This is a genomic window from Streptomyces sp. NBRC 110035 (assembly GCF_000829695.1).
In the GTDB taxonomy this organism is placed as follows: domain Bacteria; phylum Actinomycetota; class Actinomycetes; order Streptomycetales; family Streptomycetaceae; genus Streptomyces.
Genome location: NZ_BBNN01000036.1, coordinates 93,044 through 110,121 on the forward strand (window position 1 = coordinate 93,044; position 17,078 = coordinate 110,121).

Annotated in this window: 15 protein-coding genes and 3 pseudogenes; 10 read left to right on the forward strand and 8 right to left on the reverse strand. The window is 70.8% G+C overall.

Translation table 11 applies throughout. The features are described 5' to 3' along the window. Positions 1-371 precede the first annotated feature (371 nt). Both TU30_RS37600 and TU30_RS37605 read left to right on the forward strand, forming a co-directional pair. Positions 372-814 (forward strand): annotated as a pseudogene (locus tag TU30_RS37600) (MFS transporter); the annotation flags it as partial. 74 nt (positions 815-888) lie between these two features. Continuing rightward, positions 889-1,080: pseudogene (locus TU30_RS37605) on the forward strand (hypothetical protein); the annotation flags it as partial. Between the two features lie 85 nt (positions 1,081-1,165). Here TU30_RS37605 and TU30_RS24880 read toward each other — a convergent pair. The 3 genes from TU30_RS24880 to TU30_RS24890 form a co-directional block, all read right to left on the reverse strand. Next, on the reverse strand, positions 1,166-1,627 hold the full coding sequence (locus tag TU30_RS24880) for a hypothetical protein (RefSeq protein ID WP_042173787.1): 462 nt from the start codon (positions 1,625-1,627) through the stop codon (positions 1,166-1,168). A gap of 143 nt (positions 1,628-1,770) precedes the next feature. Further along, the gene (locus TU30_RS24885; RefSeq protein WP_042173789.1) at positions 1,771-2,445 is read right to left on the reverse strand and encodes a helix-turn-helix domain-containing protein; all 675 of its coding nucleotides are present in this window, start codon (positions 2,443-2,445) and stop codon (positions 1,771-1,773) included. Positions 2,446-3,230: 785 nt separating this feature from the next. Next, positions 3,231-3,617 carry a MarR family winged helix-turn-helix transcriptional regulator gene (locus TU30_RS24890; RefSeq protein WP_042173792.1) on the reverse strand — a complete coding sequence of 129 codons (387 nt, stop codon included), beginning with the start codon at positions 3,615-3,617 and terminating at the stop codon, positions 3,231-3,233. A 122-nt stretch (positions 3,618-3,739) separates the two neighbouring features. On the opposite strand from TU30_RS24890, the pseudogene TU30_RS37610 reads away from it, so the two are divergent. Next, positions 3,740-3,991 (forward strand): annotated as a pseudogene (locus tag TU30_RS37610) (DUF6332 family protein); the annotation flags it as partial. A gap of 368 nt (positions 3,992-4,359) precedes the next feature. Here the strand turns inward: TU30_RS37610 and TU30_RS24900 are convergent. After that, on the reverse strand, positions 4,360-5,679 hold the full coding sequence (locus TU30_RS24900) for a geranylgeranyl reductase family protein (RefSeq protein ID WP_042173795.1): 1,320 nt from the start codon (positions 5,677-5,679) through the stop codon (positions 4,360-4,362). A gap of 232 nt (positions 5,680-5,911) precedes the next feature. Here TU30_RS24900 and TU30_RS24905 point away from each other — a divergent pair, with 232 nt between their 5' ends. Beyond that, entirely contained in the window at positions 5,912-7,282 is a 1,371-nt protein-coding gene (locus TU30_RS24905) for a dipeptidase (RefSeq protein ID WP_042173797.1), read from the forward strand. Between the two features lie 59 nt (positions 7,283-7,341). On the opposite strand, the gene TU30_RS24910 is transcribed toward TU30_RS24905, so the two are convergent. Then, complete coding sequence (locus TU30_RS24910) at positions 7,342-8,382, reverse strand: NUDIX hydrolase (RefSeq protein ID WP_042173799.1); 1,041 nt, start codon at positions 8,380-8,382, stop codon at positions 7,342-7,344. Next, entirely contained in the window at positions 8,379-9,620 is a 1,242-nt protein-coding gene (locus tag TU30_RS24915; RefSeq protein WP_052479901.1) for a hypothetical protein, read from the reverse strand. Before TU30_RS24915 ends, TU30_RS24910 begins: the two co-directional genes overlap by 4 nt. Before the next feature lie 13 nt (positions 9,621-9,633). Between TU30_RS24915 and TU30_RS37615 the strand changes: the two genes are divergently transcribed. From TU30_RS37615 to TU30_RS24935, 5 genes are all read left to right on the forward strand, one after another. Continuing rightward, positions 9,634-9,849 (forward strand): AMP-binding protein, encoded by a 216-nt coding sequence (locus tag TU30_RS37615; RefSeq protein WP_052479902.1) that lies wholly within the window; start codon positions 9,634-9,636, stop codon positions 9,847-9,849. Positions 9,850-9,973: 124 nt separating this feature from the next. Further along, positions 9,974-10,990, forward strand: coding sequence for an AMP-binding protein (locus TU30_RS24920; RefSeq protein WP_052479903.1), 1,017 nt, complete (start codon positions 9,974-9,976; stop codon positions 10,988-10,990). Further along, a complete protein-coding gene (locus TU30_RS24925) occupies positions 10,987-12,123 on the forward strand; it encodes a beta-ketoacyl synthase N-terminal-like domain-containing protein (RefSeq protein WP_042173801.1) in 1,137 nt (378 codons plus the stop codon). Before TU30_RS24920 ends, TU30_RS24925 begins: the two co-directional genes overlap by 4 nt. After that, complete coding sequence (locus TU30_RS24930; RefSeq protein WP_042173803.1) at positions 12,120-13,079, forward strand: beta-ketoacyl synthase N-terminal-like domain-containing protein; 960 nt, start codon at positions 12,120-12,122, stop codon at positions 13,077-13,079. The genes TU30_RS24925 and TU30_RS24930 overlap by 4 nt, the downstream gene beginning before the upstream one ends. 41 nt (positions 13,080-13,120) lie before the next feature. Beyond that, positions 13,121-14,122 (forward strand): thioesterase domain-containing protein, encoded by a 1,002-nt coding sequence (locus tag TU30_RS24935; RefSeq protein ID WP_052479904.1) that lies wholly within the window; start codon positions 13,121-13,123, stop codon positions 14,120-14,122. A gap of 77 nt (positions 14,123-14,199) precedes the next feature. Here the strand turns inward: TU30_RS24935 and TU30_RS24940 are convergent, their stop codons facing one another. Beyond that, entirely contained in the window at positions 14,200-14,589 is a 390-nt protein-coding gene (locus TU30_RS24940) for a hypothetical protein (protein ID WP_042173805.1), read from the reverse strand. A 530-nt stretch (positions 14,590-15,119) separates the two neighbouring features. Here TU30_RS24940 and TU30_RS24945 point away from each other — a divergent pair. Further along, positions 15,120-16,220, forward strand: a complete 1,101-nt coding sequence (locus tag TU30_RS24945) for a phosphotransferase (RefSeq protein ID WP_234307980.1) — start codon at positions 15,120-15,122, stop codon at positions 16,218-16,220. A gap of 178 nt (positions 16,221-16,398) precedes the next feature. On the opposite strand, the gene TU30_RS24950 is transcribed toward TU30_RS24945, so the two are convergent. After that, positions 16,399-16,920, reverse strand: a complete 522-nt coding sequence (locus tag TU30_RS24950) for an NUDIX hydrolase (protein WP_042173807.1) — start codon at positions 16,918-16,920, stop codon at positions 16,399-16,401. Between the last annotated feature and the right edge of the window lie 158 nt (positions 16,921-17,078).

Sequence of the window (17,078 nt, forward strand, 5' to 3'; positions counted from 1 at the left end):
CTGGGCTTGTCGTAGCTGCTGTCCTTGTCGTGGCTGCTGTCCTTGTCGTGCTCCTTGCTGTAGGAAGACTTGTCGTGCTCCCCGTCGCCCATCGTGATGGAGAAGGCTGTGGGCGCCGAGACCACGAGGGCCGCGGTGGCCGTCGCGGTGGCGAGCAGCATGCGGGCAGAGCGCATCCGAGTGTCCTTCCGTCGGTGGCCCCGGCTGCTGACGCCACGTCAGCACATGGACCGAGCCCCGACGTGATCTACCGTCAGTCATGGATCCGACTCCCACCATTCGAGGCGTTCACACGGGTTACAGAGCCACTCCCACGGCGGTATCGACGCCTTTCCCCATGCCGCTCCGGCCTCGCCCGCCTCCTCCTCTCCCTGCCCCTCCTCTTGGTGCTCGACGGCTTCGTCCTCGCCGGCTGGGTCGTGCGCGTTCCCGCCGTCGAGGAGCAGACCGGCACCTCCGCGAGCGGGCTGGGGCCCGCCCTGTTCGGGGTCTCCGCCGGGGCCGTCGTCATCATGGTCTTCACCGGCCGGCTGTGCCCCGCTACGGCAGTCGTCCTGTCACCGTGGTCTGCGCGGTCCTGCTCTGCCTCAGTGGCGGCCTGCCGCCGCTCACCCACTCCGCGCCCGCGCCCGGCGCCGTGCTTCTGGTGTTCGGCGCGGCCCACGGCGGTATCGACGTCGCCTTCAGCAGTGCGGCCGTCGGTCTGGTGGCCGTGCTGCGGCGCCCCGTCATGCCGGGCTTCCACGCCGCGCTCAGCCCGGGTGGCACGGCCGGCGCGGGGCTGGGCGCGCCGGCCGTCGGCCCCCTCCGCCCACCCGGTCTCGGTAGGTTCGGGTGTCCGTCTGCTCGGAATAGCGCCTCAGAGGTCGTTCTCGCCTCGGACACCCGGTCGAGGGGCCGTTCTGCCGACTCCGGAACAACACCGACGACCTCGGCCGCAGGGTCGTCAAGGACGTCCTGTCCGGCACGTACACCTGGCTGGAGGAGGGCGCCATCGACCCGAGCGGCGACGGCGCCTGGATCGCCGACGGCACCCCCGGCCCGCCGGCCGGGGACAATGTCCACCGCCCCATCCGGTGATCGCGCCGATGGGGCGTGCGGTTCGTCGCCGGGCGGGTGGGGAGCACCCGCCCGGCAGACTGTCGACGCGAGGGCGCCGGGACCGTCAGATGTCGATGACCCGGTAGGCGATGGTGTAGACGCCGCCGGACCCCTCGAGCGAGCGGTACTGGATCTCGGCACCCGCCTCACTGCCCGTCGCGAGCGTCGAACCCAGCTTGTCGTCGCCGCTCGTCGTGTCGTAGTCCCACAGCGTCATGGTGCGCGCCTGCTGCCTGCCGAGGACGAGGGCCGCTTTGCCGTTGCCGTCGGTCATCGACCGGACATACCCCGCGCCCATCGTCTGGTACTTGAGGCTTCCCGGCCACACCTTGACGGCGTTGCCGTTGGCGTCGGTGACCTTCAGGTAGGCCTCGTCGTGATCGCCCTCGCTCTGCTGGTGACAGGTCAGCTCCAGCAGTTCGATGCGGACGTAGTCGATCGGTTCGGCCTGGGCCGTCCCGGCGAACCCGGCGACGCTGCCCAGCGAGAACAGAGCGGCCGTGGCCACTCGAACGATTCCACGCATGGCTGGTTCCCCCTTGGATGAGGTGGTGGCCCCGCGTGGTCCTGCGAGGCCCGTGCCGTCCCCCGGCACGCATCCACCCTGCCCGCCTCTACCGGCTCACATCTACGCGCGTTCCACTGAGCGGAACGCGGCCGGACGCGCCCTCACGGACGCACCTCGATCCCGGACCGGCCCAGTGCACGGGTGACGGCGGCGGCCGCTTCGGCGACCCGGCCCGCTGCCACCTCCAGCCGCTGACCGGCCTCGACCATCACGGCCACCGCCCCTACCACGGCCCCCGCCGGGGACCGCACCGGCAGCGCGGCGCAGCAGACCCCGGCCACCACATCCTCCCGGTCCAGTACGGCGCCGCTGCGCACCGGGCCCCGCAGCGCCTTGCCCAGCGCCGTGTCCAGCGAGAACTCCTCGCCGTTACGGACCGGCACGAGTGGCTCCACCCGGCCGGGCACCGAACAGACGGTCAGGGCCCGTTCCTCGCGCATCACCGCCAGCACCACACTGCCTCCGGTGGCGGCCCTCAGCCGGTGCAGCGGCAGGCGTCCCGCCCCGCGCAACCCCGGGTGCGGCTGCCACGCCTGGCCGAGCCGGTAGAGCTGCGCGCCCAGCCGGTAGCGCAGGCCACGGCGCTCCACTGCCCCCAGGGCCACCAGCTGCTCCAGCAGCCGGTGGGCGGTGCTCTTGGGTACTCCGCAAGCGACCGCCAGTTCGGTCACCCCTGCCTCGTCGCCGTGCTGCCGCAGGGCTTCCAGCAGCGCGAACGCCCCCTCCAGCACCCCGCGTCCCCTGCCCGTCGTCCGTGTGCGTACGGCTGTGTCCATGGCATCCCCCCGGATGGCGCGGCCCGGTCGCGTCCCCCGACAACGGCGCGGCCCCGGCCCTTGGTGTCCGCGGCCATGTTCCCCGGACCGCCGTGCCGAGCGGAACCGTTCCGCCGTGTCGCCCCGCACACACGTGGAGACGTGGACGAGTTCGCCGCCCCACGAAGTCCGGTGTCACCACACGTCGCCGCCGGTACGGCGCCGCACCGACGGGTGTCACCCGGCCTGGCCGGTGCGGCCCGTCGCAGCCGGGCGCCGGCCAGGCGCCGGGATGGCGTCTTCTGCGTGATCGCTCCCAGCCGTCCGGTCGGCGGGCGGCCTCGGCTGCGCAGGCGGTTCTGACGGCCCCGGCCGACCAGTGCTCGGCAGTCGAAGGACCGGTCCCGAGGAGGCGTGGGAAAATGCCTGGAGGGATGTGCGTGCAGAGATCGAGCAGGGCCGCGCATCGTCCCGCTCCGGTGGAAGGTCCGGTGCCGAGCAGTCGACGGGCGAGTTGCCTGCTGGTCATCGGCCTTCCCGGCATCTGCAGCGACGGGAAGAGCCGGGGCGCGTGGTGCTCGACGGCGGATCGGTTCGGCCTTCCGGCCGCCCCGACCGGCGTGGCGGTACTCGCGGCAGCGGCCACGGTGACCGGGTCCGCGACCCGCAAGACGGACCCGGCCTGGCCTCTGGCCGAGGGAAGGGGCGGCCCGCCACCCCTTCCTCCACCGGCCACGGCCGCGTACGGCACGCTCCTGTCCGTGGACGTCTGCGGTTCGCAGGAATCCTGGGCCGGGAGCCCCGGGTCAGTCGCGCGTGAGCATCCGGGCCAGCACCGCGCGCTGCACGGGCAGTATCTCGTCGTGCAGCGCGCGCCCCTTCTCCGTCAGCGAGACCCGCACGCCCCGCCGGTCCTCCGCGCACAAGCCCCGTTCGGCGAGCCCTTCCCGCTCCAGACGGGCGATCAGCCGGGACAGCGCGCTCTGGCTCAGGTGGACGCGTTCGGCGATCTCCTGGATGCGGCAGGAACAGCCGCGCAGCGCGCCCGCGAGGATGTCGAGGACTTCGAAGTCACTTCCGCACAGGCCGTGTTCGTGCAGTGCACGGTCGAGTTCGCACTGCGTGCGCGCATGCAGGGCCAGGATGTCCCGCCACTGCTGCACGAGCGCCTGCTCGACCTGCTTCGCCGCCATGGCCGCACCGTAGCAGGCACGCCGCCCACGCCACGTACGCGCTCGGGGCTCCTTGTCCGCCCGGATCCGGGCGGCTTGACTTCACGGAAGGCCAAGCAGGTTACACGGGTGAGGGGTTACGGGTGCGGCGAACTCAGGCCGAGCGGGATGCGATCACCGACGAGACCGGCTACGCGCTGTGCAGCGCGGCGTTCGCCGCTGCGGTCGTCTTCGGCGCCGCGGCGGGCCCGGCGCTGCTCTTCACTCTCCCCGATGCCGTCGAAGGGCTGCTGCTCGGCGCCGGGGTGGTGCTTGCGCCGGTCCTCTTCCTCGTTCGGGTGATCAGTGTGCTGATGCGGTTCCGGGCACCGGATCAGCCGGACCGGACCGGACCGGCCGGGCCAGGTCCGACGGTGGGCCGGGAAGACCCGCGGGGTGCGGTCGCGGACGCCGGGTTCGGCCATGGCGCGGCTGACGCGGGTCTTGGCGGTGAGCGGACTGCCGGCCGGGCGGCGGGCGGAGGCCCCACCGGCCGGGCCGAGGCCGGCCGGTGCCCTCAGCGGCGGCCGGTCCCGCGGTCCCGGCCGGTTCCGCCGCCGCCCAGGACACGATCACCATCTCCTCGTTCCAGGAGGCAGCGGCGTCACCGGTCGGCGGCAGCCACCGCTGCGGCGGACGGGCGAGCAGCGGATGCCCTGCCCGGAGTGTCGCCATCGCCGCCCGTGCCGCATCGCCCCCGACCACCCGGTCTTCCGGATCACGGTCACGAACCGGCGGACGTGCCCCCGGCCTCGGACGCTCCACCGGCCGCTGTTTCGGCCTCGGCCCCGCCTCCGGCACCGGGCCCGTCCCCGGCAGCGGAGCCGCCGCCCGCGGGACGCCGGTCCAGCGCGGTCATGGCGCGGTGGGCCAGCGGATGGGTACGGACCAGCTCGCCGAGGGTCGTCGAACCGCGGGTGATGTCCCGGAAGGCTTTCCAGGCGGGCCGGAAGCCGGTGAGGACGGCGTGGAACACCCCGGGGCGCCGCTCGAACGCGGCCAGCATCCGCTTGCCCACACTCATTTCGGTACCGAGTCCCGCCTTGACCGCGAAGGCGTAGTTCAGCGCCTGCCGACGGGTGTCCACGGCGTCGTGGGCCTCGGCGATGCGCACCGCCCACTCCCCCGCCAGCCGGCCCGAGCGCAGCGCGAACGAGATGCCCTCACGGGTCCACGGTTCCAGCAGCCCGGCCGCGTCCCCGCACACGAGCACCCGTCCGCGCGACAGCGGCGAGTCGTCCGTCCGGCACCGGGTCAAGTGACCGGAGGAGACACTCGGTTCGAAGCCGGCGAGACCGAGCCGTCCGATGAAGTCCTCCAGGTACCGCTTGGTCGCGGCGCCTTCACCGCGTCGGGAGATCACGCCGACGGTGAGCGTGTCGCCCTTGGGGAAAACCCAGCCGTAACTGCCGGGCATCGGGCCCCAGTCGATGAGCACCCGCCCCTTCCAGTCCTCGGCGACGGTGTCCGGCACCGGGATCTCCGCCTCCAGGCCCAGGTCGACCTGGTCCACCTTGACCCCGACATGTGCTCCTATGCGGCCGGCGCTGCCGTCCGCGCCGACCACGGCCCGTGCGAGCACGGTCTCGCCACCTTGCAGGACAAGGGCGACCGTGCGGCGGTCCGGTACGGCCGAGCCGTGCTGCTCGACCCGCTGCACGGCTGCGCCGGTGCGCACCTCGGCGCCGGCCTTCTGCGCGTGTTCCACCAGCTGGTGGTCGAACTCGGGCCGGTTGATCAGCCCGAACAGCATCTGCCGGGACCGGCGGGTACGGGTGAAACGGCCGTTGTTCGAGAACGTCACCGCATGCACCCGGTCCTTGAGCGGGAGCTCGAAGCCGGGCGGCAGACAGTCGCGCGAGGGGCCGATGATGCCGCCGCCGCACGTTTTGTAACGCGGCAGTTCCGCCTTCTCCAGCAACAGCACGCGCCGTCCCGCAACCGCTGCCGCGTAGGCGGCCGAGGCCCCCGCGGGTCCCGCGCCCACCACCACGACGTCCCATACCTGCCGCGCGTCGTCCGCCGAAGAGTTCTCGCTGCTCACGATGGTCTACTGCTCCCGATCCAGCCGCCTGTCTCCCCCCAGCTCCCGGCTTCGATCGAGCAGGGGGTGCCCCCGTCTGTCCACCGCATACTACGGCGACGATCACTCGGGGCCGCTGTGGGAGGATCGTGCGGCATGGGTGCCCCGTACACCGGGCCTCACCCGTGCTCCACGATCGCCTCGCTCACGAAGTACGCATCCGTACAACGTCGCACCCACAAGGAGCGTGCCCATGTCGTCGAATCAGGTCGCCATGACCGTCGCCTCGCTGATGCCCAGGGCGAAGGAGGAGCTCGCCGAACTGGTGGCCTTCAAGTCCGTGGCGGACTTCGAACAGTTCCCGCGCAGCGAGAGCGAGGGCGCCGCACGCTGGGTCGCCGACGCGCTCACGGCCGAGGGGTTCCAGGACGTGGCCCTCCTCGACACCCCGGACGGCACGCAGTCGGTGTACGGCTACCTCCCCGGCCCCGAGGGTGCCAGGACGGTGCTCCTGTACGCCCACTACGACGTGCAGCCGCCGCTGGACGAGGCCGGCTGGGACACCCCGCCGTTCGAGCTGACCGAGCGGAACGGCCGCTGGTACGGGCGCGGGACCGCCGACTGCAAGGGCGGTGTGATCATGCACCTGCTGGCGCTGCGCGCTCTCAGGGCCGACGGCGGCATTCCCGTCAACGTCAAGGTGATCGCCGAGGGTTCGGAGGAACAGGGCACCGGTGGCCTGGAGCGGTACGCCGAGCAGCATCCCGAACTGCTGGCGGCCGACGCCGTCGTCATCGGCGACAGCGGCAACTTCCGCGCCGGTCTGCCGACGGTGACCGCCACCCTGCGCGGCATGACGCTCGTACGGCTGCGCGTCGACACCCTCGAAGGCAACCTGCACTCGGGCCAGTTCGGCGGCGCCGCACCCGACGCCCTGGCCGCCCTGGTCCGCGTCCTGGACTCGCTGCGCGCCGAGGACGGCAGCACCACCGTCGACGGGCTCACCCGCGACAGCACCTGGGAAGGGCTGCAGTACGACGACGAGCAGTTCCGCAAGGACGCCAGGGTCCTCGACGGCGTGGAGCTGATCGGCTCCGGCACGGTCGCCGACCGCATCTGGGCCCGCCCGGCCGTCACCGTCCTCGGCATCGACTGCCCGCCGGTCCTCGGCGCGACCCCGTCCGTACAGGCGAGCGCCCGCGCGCTGATCAGCCTGCGCGTTCCGCCGGGTGTCGACGCGGCCGAGGCGACCAAGCTGCTCCAGGCGCATCTGGAGGCGCACACGCCGTGGGGCGCGCAGGTGAGCACCGAGCACATCGGACAGGGGCAGGCGTTCCGCGCCGACACCAGCAGCCCGGCCTACCGGGCCATGGCCGACGCGATGGCGGTCGCGTACCCGGGCCAGGAGATGAGCTGTGCGGGACAGGGCGGCTCCATCCCGCTGTGCAGCACCCTCGCGGCCCTCTACCCGCAGGCGGAGATCCTGCTCATCGGCCTGAGTGAGCCGGAGGCCCGGATCCACGCGGTGAACGAGAGCGTCTCGCCCGACGAGCTGGAGCGGCTGTCGGTCACGGAGGCACTGTTCCTGCGCGCCTACGCGTCCGCGGCCGGGTCCACGGGCTGATCCCACCCGCGCGGCCCGGCCCGCGGGACAGCGTGCGAGGTCCGGTCGGGTGCCGGACGTCAGCCGACCGGTACCCCGGCTTCCAGATACATCGCCTTCCCGCGTTCCCGTGCCCGCAGGGCACGGCGGAGCCGTTCGTAGCGGACCGGGGGCAGCATGTCGGCGGCCTCCGTCTCGGAGACGAAGCGCCAGTCGCGCAGTTCGGGGCCGGGCAGCAGCAGCCGCGCGGCATCGGCGGCGGCGAGGCGGCCGCCGTCGAAGAGCAGGCGCAGGCCGCCGTAGGCGGGTGGTGCGGGCGGTTCCCAGTCGACGACGAGCAGGGCCGGTACGTCGTCGAGGCGGATGCCGGTCTCCTCGGCGACTTCGCGGACACCCGCGCGCGCGGGTGCCTCACCGGGTTCGACGACTCCGCCGGGGAACTCCCAGCCCGGCTTGTACGTCGGGTCGACGAGCAGTACTCTGTCGCGCTCGTCGAAGAGGAGGACACCGGCGGCGACGGTCTCGGCGGTCGGCTCGGGTGTCTGCACGATGTCGCAGGCGGACACCTCACCGCTGCCGACCGCCTCGACGATCCGGACGGCGGTGTCGTACGGGCTGAGCGAGCCGGTGCCGACGGGGTAGGCGTCGGCGGTGAGCCAGGAGGCCAGAGCGGCTTTGTACGGCTCGATGTGGTCGTAGGACCACTGCCGGATCCGCATCTCGCCGTCCGGGAGGTCCGGCGGAACCTCCCGGCCCGCTATTCGCTCACGCAGGATCGTTTCCGCCGGAGCGAGGAGGACATGCCGGACCGGAATCCGGCGGGCCGCGAGGCCGCCGAAGATCTCGTCACGGTACTCCTGTCTCAGCAGGGTCATGGGGACCACCAGGGTCCCGCCGAGTTCGGCGAGCATCGCCGCCGCCGTGTCGATCACGAGCCGGCGCCAGATGGGAAGGTCCTGGAAGTCACCCACCTCGGCGAGGCGTTTGGGCGGAAGCAGCTGACTGAGCGCCCCGCCGATGACCTCGGGGTCGAAGAGCGCGCTGTTCGGGATCAGCTCGATCAGTTCCCGTGCGGTCGTGGTCTTCCCCGCACCGAACGCACCGTTGATCCAGACGATCATTCGTACTCCAGGATGGGAAGGCCGCTGAACAGCGACGGAGCCGGATTCGCGGGACTATCTGGGAGAGGCGTGGGAAAAGTCGGCGTCCACAGCGCGGCCCCCACCACTTCCTTCTCCCACACTCTCTGGAAGTACCCAGCTATCCGCTCCTCCATCGCGAGTGTTACCTCACTGTAGGTTCCCTCCACTCCCGGCAGCTCATGGCCCATCCGCTCCTCGGCTGCCACCCGTGGGATGTCGCCCGGCTCGTCCAACTTCGCCTTGTGCCAGTGCCGCAGCCGATAGATGTCCTCTCCAGCCATCTCCTCGACGGCCGGCAGCGCTGGCCGGGCCCACCGCTCGTACCGAGGCCCGGAGGCGCGCTCCTCGGCGCCGTCCCGGATCGGAAACCAGTAGGTGTTATCGAAGTTCGTGCTCAACAGCGGCTTGCCCTGCATCGACAGGAACACCCACGGCTGGTCGTGCGACGCCAGGAGGGCCTGGTGCATCTCGTGCAGGAACTGCGGGATGACGATCGTCCTCCAGCTGTCGTACTTCGGCGCAGCCAGCACTGCCCTCTTGTCGGCCCGATAGGTCTGGTACTGCACCCGGAGAGCGTGGAGGGACTCGTACCGCTGGAGGGCCTCCTCGCGCAGCTCGGCGTCCGGCTCGGAGGCGGGCCAGTACGGCGAGGCGTAGCCTCGCTGCAGTCCGAACATCTCGCCCGGCGGCCGCAGTCCGGTGAAGGCGATGGTCCAGATATAGGTCCACCCAGCGAATCCCCATACGTAGTAGGCGTTCTGGGCCGCCTGGTGCACGGATCGGGTGGACAGCTGCCGCTTGACTCGACGCACCTGCTTCTTCTTGTACAGGCCTCGCCGCTTCTGCTCCACGATGGGCGACTCCTCGCGGTATTTGTACTTCACTACCGCATCATCCATGATCATCTTAAATGTACCCAGTACCGCCTTCGCGTAGTTGTGCGAGTATTTGGCTTGCACGAATTTCCTGAACGCGTCGTACTGGATGGGCGTGATCTCGTCCACCGTACTCTGCACCCAATAGGGGCGAATCACAGCCGACAGCCGGGACTTGTACGACAACATGGAGTTGCTGCGCAGACTGACCCCTTCGAACCAGAGGTCGCAGTAGTCCGCCATGTTGATCGGGGTAGCCACCCTCCGGCCCCGATGGTTCCGCACGTCGGACTCCCGGTCGAGGCCAAAGGTGAACGCCTCATCCTCATCCGCGAACGGCACACCGTCCAGATTCTTGGACGCGGACCCGTACAGCTTCGTGGTCGTCGGCCTGGGCTTGTGGTGGCACGGCTGCGTCCCGGTGGTGATCAGTCCGGCGCTCACGGACGACGAAGTCCGCTACGTCGCCGACGACTGCGCCGCCGCGATGGTGCACCTGGACGCGACCTCCACGCGGCAACGCGCCCTGGAGGAACTGTTCGCCACGCCCCCCCCGGTTCTCCGGCGCTGACGTCCGCGCTGCTCTGGCAACGGCCAAGGCCGGCCCCGCGCACCGCCCGCAGGAGGCCGGGCTCCCCGCCGCGTGGAGCGTGGGCCGTGAGGCGCTCGTGCAGTACACATCCGGAAGCACTGGCATGCCCAAGGGGGTGCGACACTCGGCGGGCGCGATCGCGGCCATGGCCGACGGCATCGGCACGGTCCTGGGTCTGACTCCCGAGGACACCGTGCTGTCCAGCGCCCGGATGAGCTTCGGCTACGGCTTCGGTAGCTCCGTCCTGTGCCCCCTGGCGGCCGGCTCCCGCGTCGCGCTCATCCGCGGCACGGTCGACGTTCACTCCCTCGCCGCCGCGATGCAACGCCACCGGCCCACCGTGCTGTTCTCCGTCCCGCGGCTGTACGCGGCGCTGCTGAACGCCTCCGGGACCACGCTCGCCACCGACTGCGTCGACTCCGTGCGGCTGTGCGTGGCGGCGGGCGAGAATCTCCCGGGCCCGCTCAGCGAGAGGATCCGCACCGCCTTCCAGGCCCAACTGCTCAATGGCCTCGGCGCAACCGAGGTCCTCTACATCGTCGTCGGCACAACACCGGGGAAGGAGCAGCCGGGCACCTTCGGCATCCCGGTGCCCGGGACCACGACCACCGTCCGCACCTCGGACGGCACGCCCGTTGCCGACGGCCAGGAGGGCCGGCTGCACATCGCCGGCCCGACGGTCGCCCTTGGCTACATCGGTCGCCCGGAGGCCGCAGCAGTCACTTTTACCGACGGCGGCGCCTACACCGGCGACGTGGTGCGCCGTGCGCCGGACGGCACCTTTACTCATCTGTGCCGCACCGATGACGTGCTCAACCTGGGCGGCTACAAGGTCGTGCCGAGCGAGCTTGAGGGCGTCCTGCGCGACGTGGAAGGGGTCCAGGACTGCGTGGTGGTCGGCGGCCGCGACGCCGACGGCCTTGAGCAGGCCGTGGCGTACCTGGTGGCCCAGCCGGAATCCGACTTGGCCGTGGTGCGGCGCGCGGTGCTCGCCGCGATCCGTGGCGGCCTCGCCGCCTACAAGCGGCCCGCCCGTCTGGAGTTCCTCGACGAACTCCCGACCACGTCGACCGGCAAGCTGGCCGCCTTCGAGCTCAGGAAGGCGGCTGAACAACCGTGACCTGGGACATTACGGGCATGGCCGCCGTCGCCAACATCGGTGCCAACCCCCGCGAGATATTCGCCGCGTTGTGCGCGGGCCAGGAGAGCCGCAAGCCTCTGCGAGCGTTCGCCCCCGACAACTACAGGGCGAAATACGCCTACGAGATCGACGACCGGCCCGAGGGCGGTGGCGACATACCGCGGCGCGCCACCAGCTGGCTCACCACCGTGGTCCGTCAGGCAGTCGCTGACGCGTGCCTGAACGAGGACCTGTCCCAGGTGCCCGTGCTGGTCGGGACCACCATGCGCGAGCAGCGCAGCCTCGAACTGTGGTGGCGTGACGACGCGGAAGTCGACCTCGAAGAGCTGCACTTCGGCACCGCCCTGAAGGAGACCTTCGGGGCGTCCACCACGTACACCTTCGCCAACGCCTGCTCAGCCACGCTGTACGCGCTCGGCATGGCCACCGACATGATCGAGCTCGGAATGGCCGACACGGTCGTCGTCGCGGGCACCGACGCCGCCACCGAGAGCGGCTTCGGCACGCTCGACCGGGTGCAGAACGACATCCCCGACGCGCTCCGCCCCTTCGACGCCACGCACAAGGGCATGCTGATGGGTGAGGGCGCGGCGGCCGTCGTCGTCCAGCGCACCGGCACCGGGAGCCGGCCCGTGCACGCCTGGGTGCGCGGTGTGTCCATGAACTGCGACGCTCACCACGCCACCGCGCCTGACCCCGACGGCATCGCCCGCGCGGTGCTCGACGCCTACCGCAGAGCAGGGGTGCGGGCCCGCGACATCGACCTGGTGATGCTGCACGGCAGCGGCACCCCCCTCAACGACGCGACGGAGTCGAGCGTCCTGCGCCGCATCTTCGACGGCGCCGGCCCCGGTCCGCGGATGACCGCCATCAAGGCGATGACCGGCCACACTCTGGGCGGCTCGGGACTGCTCAGCCTCGTGATGGCGGTGCTCGCCATGAAGGAAGGGACGGTACCCCCAGTCCTGGGACTCGCCGATCCGATCCCCGAGGCCGCGGGGCTGGGCCTGGTGCAGGGCTCCCCCGTCTCTGGCGACCTGGCCATCGCCCAGATAGACGCGTTCGGCTTCGGAGGGATCAACGCCGTCGCGATTGTGGAGGCAGCCCGATGAGCACGACGAGCACCGCGCACATGAGAAACCCGAACGTCCGGGAGGTCGCCGTCACAGGCATCGGACTGGCGCTCCACGGTGTCGCGACGTACGGCGACCTTCTCGGACCCCTGCCCGGCGAGGGCGGCTTCGACCCGGCCACCGGACTCCGCGGCCGCGAGCTGCGCCACAAGGACCGCGCGTCCCGGCTCGCCCTGCGGGCCGCCGAATTCGCCCTCCACGACGCGGGGCTGACCGACGCCGACGCCACGTTCACGGGCGTGGCTGATGCGACCGCCGTCGTGGTCAGCACCAACGTGGGCAGCGTCTGCGCAGCCACCGACACGATCGCCAGAGAAGGCGTCAGGGGACTCAGCCCGCTGGGCCTGCCCCAGACATCAAGCAACGTCATCGCCGGCTGGGTGGCCATCCGATACGGGCTGCGCGGCCCCAACCTCACCGTCTGCAACGGCGTCACGAGCGGCCTGGACGCCCTCGCCTGGGCCCGGAATCTCATCGTGGCCGGGCGCGCCGAAGCGGCCGTTGTCGCCGGCGTCGAACCAGTCAACGACGTGACGGCGAAACTGCTCGGCGAGCAGTCCACCGACGCGGCGGTCGCCGCCGTCCTCGAACCGGCGGACGCAGCCGCTTGCCGCGGTGCACGGCCGCGCGCCACGATCACCGGGTACGCACGGGCCAGGGACCTCGCCGCGGCGCTGACCTGCGCCGGTGTGGCGGAGGAGGAATCCGTCGGACTGTGGCTCGGGGACGAGGCGGGTGCCGGGCCGGGCCAGCTGCTCGCAGCCACGCGCCGGATCGACCTGGAAGCACAGCTGGGCCCGCTGTCCGGGGCGCTGGGCGTCCTGCAGTGCGCCGCCGCGGCTGCCCACTTCGAGGGCGGCGCCACCGGGAACGTGCTCGCCGCGGCCGGAGGCCCTCGCCACGACGCGGCAGCCGTCCTGCTGCTGACCCCTTGACCGACCACTCGTCCATCCACGCAAGAGCCGGGGGAACACCCATGACCAGTACGACCGCAAGCATCGAGGAACTCCGCGCCCTGGTAGCCGGCGCACTGGAGATCGAACCCGAGGAGGTCACCAACGAGGCGCACTTCACCGACGAGCTCGACATCGACTCGCTGCTGATGCTCGAGATCTCCACCCGCGTGGAGAACGCGTACGACGTCCCGGAGAACACCGTGGTCATCAGCGGTGCCAAGACCCTCGCCGAGCTGCACGCCTTCATCATCTCGAAGATCATCGGCGAGACGACGGCCGGCCCGGTCATCCGCCCGAGGCCGCTGAGCGACCCAGCTGTACGCCTGTTCCTGCTCCACCACGCCGGCGGCTCACACCTGCTCTACCGGGGCTGGGCGGAACACTTCCCCCAGGACTGGGAACTCTGCCTCCTGGAGGCCCCCGGCCGAGGCCACCTGCAGACACTCCCGCTGATCGACGACTGCGACCGGCTGGTCGACTACTTCCACAACGCCATCGCTCCCCTGCTCGACCGGCCCTTCGGGTTCTTCGGCCACAGCCTGGGCGCCCTCATCGCCTACCAGCTCACCCGCCGGCTCCACCACGAGGGGGACCCGCTCCCCACCTGGCTGGGTGTGTCCGCCTACGGCGCCCCGCGAGGTGAGGCCGGCACCCACGACCGCCCTCACCTGATGTCCGACGACGAACTGCGCGGCTGGCTGCGGAACGTCGGCGGCAGCACACCGAAGCTCCTCGACAACGACGCCATCTGGCCCACGTTCGCCCCGGTGTTCCGCAGCGACTTCAAACTCCTGGACACCTGGGCTCCTCCCCACGACCCCGAGCCGCTGCCCGTTCCGCTCTCGGTGTTCGGGGGCCGCCGCGACAAGCTGATCGGCAAGGACCGCCTGCTCTCCTGGCAGACGTTCACCACGCACTTCCGCGGACTCGAGAGGTACGACGGCGACCACTTCTACGTGATGAACCACCGGCAGCCTCTCGCTGCCGCCATCACGGCCGCGATGCGTTCGGCCGCTGCATGAGCTCGCCTTCATCACCACGCCACCCGCTGGATGATCAAGTCCAAGAGAGTGCTCGCGGCGGGCGCGGGGGCGGGCCCTCAGGCACCGGGATCGACTTCGGAGTGCGTGAACCGCACGGGCCTGCCCAGCGACCGGGCGTAGGCGATTTCGGATCGGGTGCTGTCTCCGATGTAGTCGCCGACCACGAGCACCTCGTCGGCGAGCAGGATCTTCGACCGGTGCAGCTCGTCGAGTCGAACCTTCAGTGCCTCAGCCTCGACAGGATCGGACCAAAGCTCGTGCGTCGACTTCAGGTCGCAACCCGGCTTGACGACAATCCTCCCGGCCTTGGTCTCTCGCACATCGGCCTCAGCCATCTCGGCCATGAAACGAGTGGAGCCGCAGATCGCGACGATACGCGGGAAGCCCAGCTGCCTCTTCGCCTCGGCGAGCTTCTCCTCGGGGATGGTCACTTGCGGGGACGACACTGGTTCCTCCTGGTGGTGCGGCCCGCCCGAGGGAGCCTGCGGAGACGAGAACGAAGGCGTCCAAGATCATCTTTTGGTGAACGGCATGGACACCCGGGCGCCCGCACTCTATGTGACGAGCACCCCTACGTGGTGCCGCGCCGCCCGCCGGCCAGCCCTACGCCTCGCCCATGCGATGCCGAACCGGTCACTCTCGCCACGATAAGCCGGTGTCGGTTGCCGCGTTCGGCGCCTCGATCAGCCGATTCACGCGGCAGGGCGCCGCGGTGCCGGCTTGGCCAGCCGGTTCCCCGTCGGCAGCTGGTGGTGGTGCCGGGTCGGGCTCGGGCACTGCCACAACCCGAACGAGGGTGGCGCAATCAGATGACCGCGTTGACGGAGCCGGGTCCGCCGGCGACCTTGCGGCCCCGCTGCACTTGGCGCGGCCCGCCGCAGCTGGCGGCCGCGATTCATGCCCGAGTCCGGATCGAACCGACCGCCCGCTGCCCGCTCAGCATCTGAGCACTTCGCTGCGCATCGACGAGGAGACCATGTCCACCGCATCTCACCAGCCCGCCACCAAGCCCGTCACCGCGCCTTCCACACCCGGCCGCACCGCGGAGGGAGAGCAGATCGAGGCGGTCGCCGACACGCTGGTGCTCGCGTACGGGCTGCACCCGGCAGACATCACGCGTATCCCGGAGGGCACCGCGACGGACAACTACGCCGTCGTGGACCAGGCTGGCCAGCGGCACTTCGCCAAGGTTTACCGCACTCGAGAGCACTTGGATCTGGAGCGGGCGTCGGTCGAACTGTCCGAGTACTGCGCCGACGGAGGTGTCGCGACCGCGCGGGCAACCCGCACCCGCGAGCACGAACTCATCGCGGCCCAAGGCCCCCTGCCGATCTCCCTGTGGTCATACGTGCCGCACACCGAGACCGCCGAGGGCGGCCTGAGGGGTGCCCGGTGGGCAGCCGTCGGCACAGCGATGGGCCGCCTCCACAGCCGGCTCGGCACTCACCCCGCCGCCGCGCCCACTCTGGAACCTGGTGCCGCGGTGTGCGACGTGGCCGCCTCACGGGACCGCTTCGAGCGTCTGATCCATGCGTACCAGCAGAAACCCAGGCTTGGTGAGTTCGAGACGTGGGCGCTGCAGGCGGCGCGTGAGCGGCAAGCCATCTTGGGGGACGTCGAGCGCACCCTCATTTCGCTTCCACAGCTCACCGTTCAGATCCTGCAGGGCGACATGGCTGGCCCCAACCTGCTGTTCAAGAACGACGAGGTAGCCGCGATCGTGGACTTCCGACCGCCCGCACCCGGGTACCTCGCCTGGGAGATCGCACGTCTTGGGTGCGACCCCAAGAGCGTGCTGGACAACAGCGCGGAGAACTGGCTCACCGGGTACACCGATCTCACCCTGGCCTACCGGGACGCCAACCCGAAGGCGTCCTCGGACGACCTCTTGTTCTCGCTTCGTGTCGGCTGTGCAGCCATGCTCTGCTCGGCCTTTCCGCTGTCGGTACCAGTGGAACGACCGCACATCGTCGACGCCGCACTTGAGGCCTACGGGCAGGTGCGGCACGAGGCAGCTCTGATGCTGCTGGACCGGCTACCTGTCATGGAGGAGGCCCTGCGTGAGACTCTTCGCTGAGTTCATGACCCCCATGGGCGGCGTAACTCACGCAAGCCGCAACCCCGGACAGCGAACTCGCCTTTCTGGGCCTGCTGCAGCAGCAGGGCAATCAGGGTCGGTCAAGAGTGCAGAGGCCAGCGCGCCGAGCCCGGGGTGGAACCGGGCGGCGGCCGCGGTCAGGAGAGCGGGGCGGCGATCATCTGGTGAGTTGGTCCACCCGAAGCAGGTCGTCGGGGCTGATGTGGATCGCCCCGATGTTGGCGAGCCACTGCATCCACACCGGCTCAATGCCGGGCGCGGCCTCGAACTCGGCGTCTGTGATGCGTCCCTGGGCGTAGGCGACCGTCCGGTCTGCCAACTCCTGGAGAGCGTCGGGAGCGATCCAGCGGACGTTCTTCGTCTCGCGGGCACTCGGGGTGAGGTCGCCGGTGACGGTGGCCTGGTAGACGGTCCAGTCGTGGCCGGTGCCGCGTGCGCCGGGAAGGCGGCGGCATGGGTTGTCCCGCCAGGCGCCGGTGACGTGGGTGAGGCCGGTAACGGTGAGGCCGAGTTCTTCCTCGACCTCGGCGCGGCCCGCGTCCTCGGCGGTCCCGTGGTCGTCGATGTGGCCGGCGGCAGGTGCCGTGCCGGGCGGGAAGGTGGCGCGGTCGAACATCAGGTAGCGGCTCCGGTGATCGGTGATGACGATGCCGACCGAGGTGTTGTCGCAGGTCTTCATGGTCTCGTTCCCGGTGGGTGCTGGAGGTCAGGCGGCTACGAGCAGAGGATGGCGATCCTCGCCGAGGCCACCGACGACGTCACGGTGACGAGTTGGCTCGTGATCGTCGCCGAGCTCCCGGAGGAGGCGTGACGCCGATCGCGCCCACCCCAGTGCCT

Excerpts from the sequence above, each read along its gene's own strand:
- TU30_RS24880 (WP_042173787.1), bottom strand. The coding sequence starts at position 1,627 with ATGCGTGGAATCGTTCGAGTGGCCACGGCCGCTCTGTTCTCGCTGGGC.
- TU30_RS24885 (WP_042173789.1), bottom strand. The coding sequence starts at position 2,445 with ATGGACACAGCCGTACGCACACGGACGACGGGCAGGGGACGCGGGGTG.
- TU30_RS24890 (WP_042173792.1), bottom strand. The coding sequence starts at position 3,617 with ATGGCGGCGAAGCAGGTCGAGCAGGCGCTCGTGCAGCAGTGGCGGGAC.
- TU30_RS24905 (WP_042173797.1), top strand. The coding sequence starts at position 5,912 with ATGTCGTCGAATCAGGTCGCCATGACCGTCGCCTCGCTGATGCCCAGG.
- TU30_RS24910 (WP_042173799.1), bottom strand. The coding sequence starts at position 8,382 with ATGATCGTCTGGATCAACGGTGCGTTCGGTGCGGGGAAGACCACGACC.
- TU30_RS24920 (WP_052479903.1), top strand. The coding sequence starts at position 9,974 with ATGCCCAAGGGGGTGCGACACTCGGCGGGCGCGATCGCGGCCATGGCC.
- TU30_RS24930 (WP_042173803.1), top strand. The coding sequence starts at position 12,120 with ATGAGCACGACGAGCACCGCGCACATGAGAAACCCGAACGTCCGGGAG.
- TU30_RS24935 (WP_052479904.1), top strand. The coding sequence starts at position 13,121 with ATGACCAGTACGACCGCAAGCATCGAGGAACTCCGCGCCCTGGTAGCC.
- TU30_RS24945 (WP_234307980.1), top strand. The coding sequence starts at position 15,120 with ATGTCCACCGCATCTCACCAGCCCGCCACCAAGCCCGTCACCGCGCCT.
- TU30_RS24950 (WP_042173807.1), bottom strand. The coding sequence starts at position 16,920 with ATGAAGACCTGCGACAACACCTCGGTCGGCATCGTCATCACCGATCAC.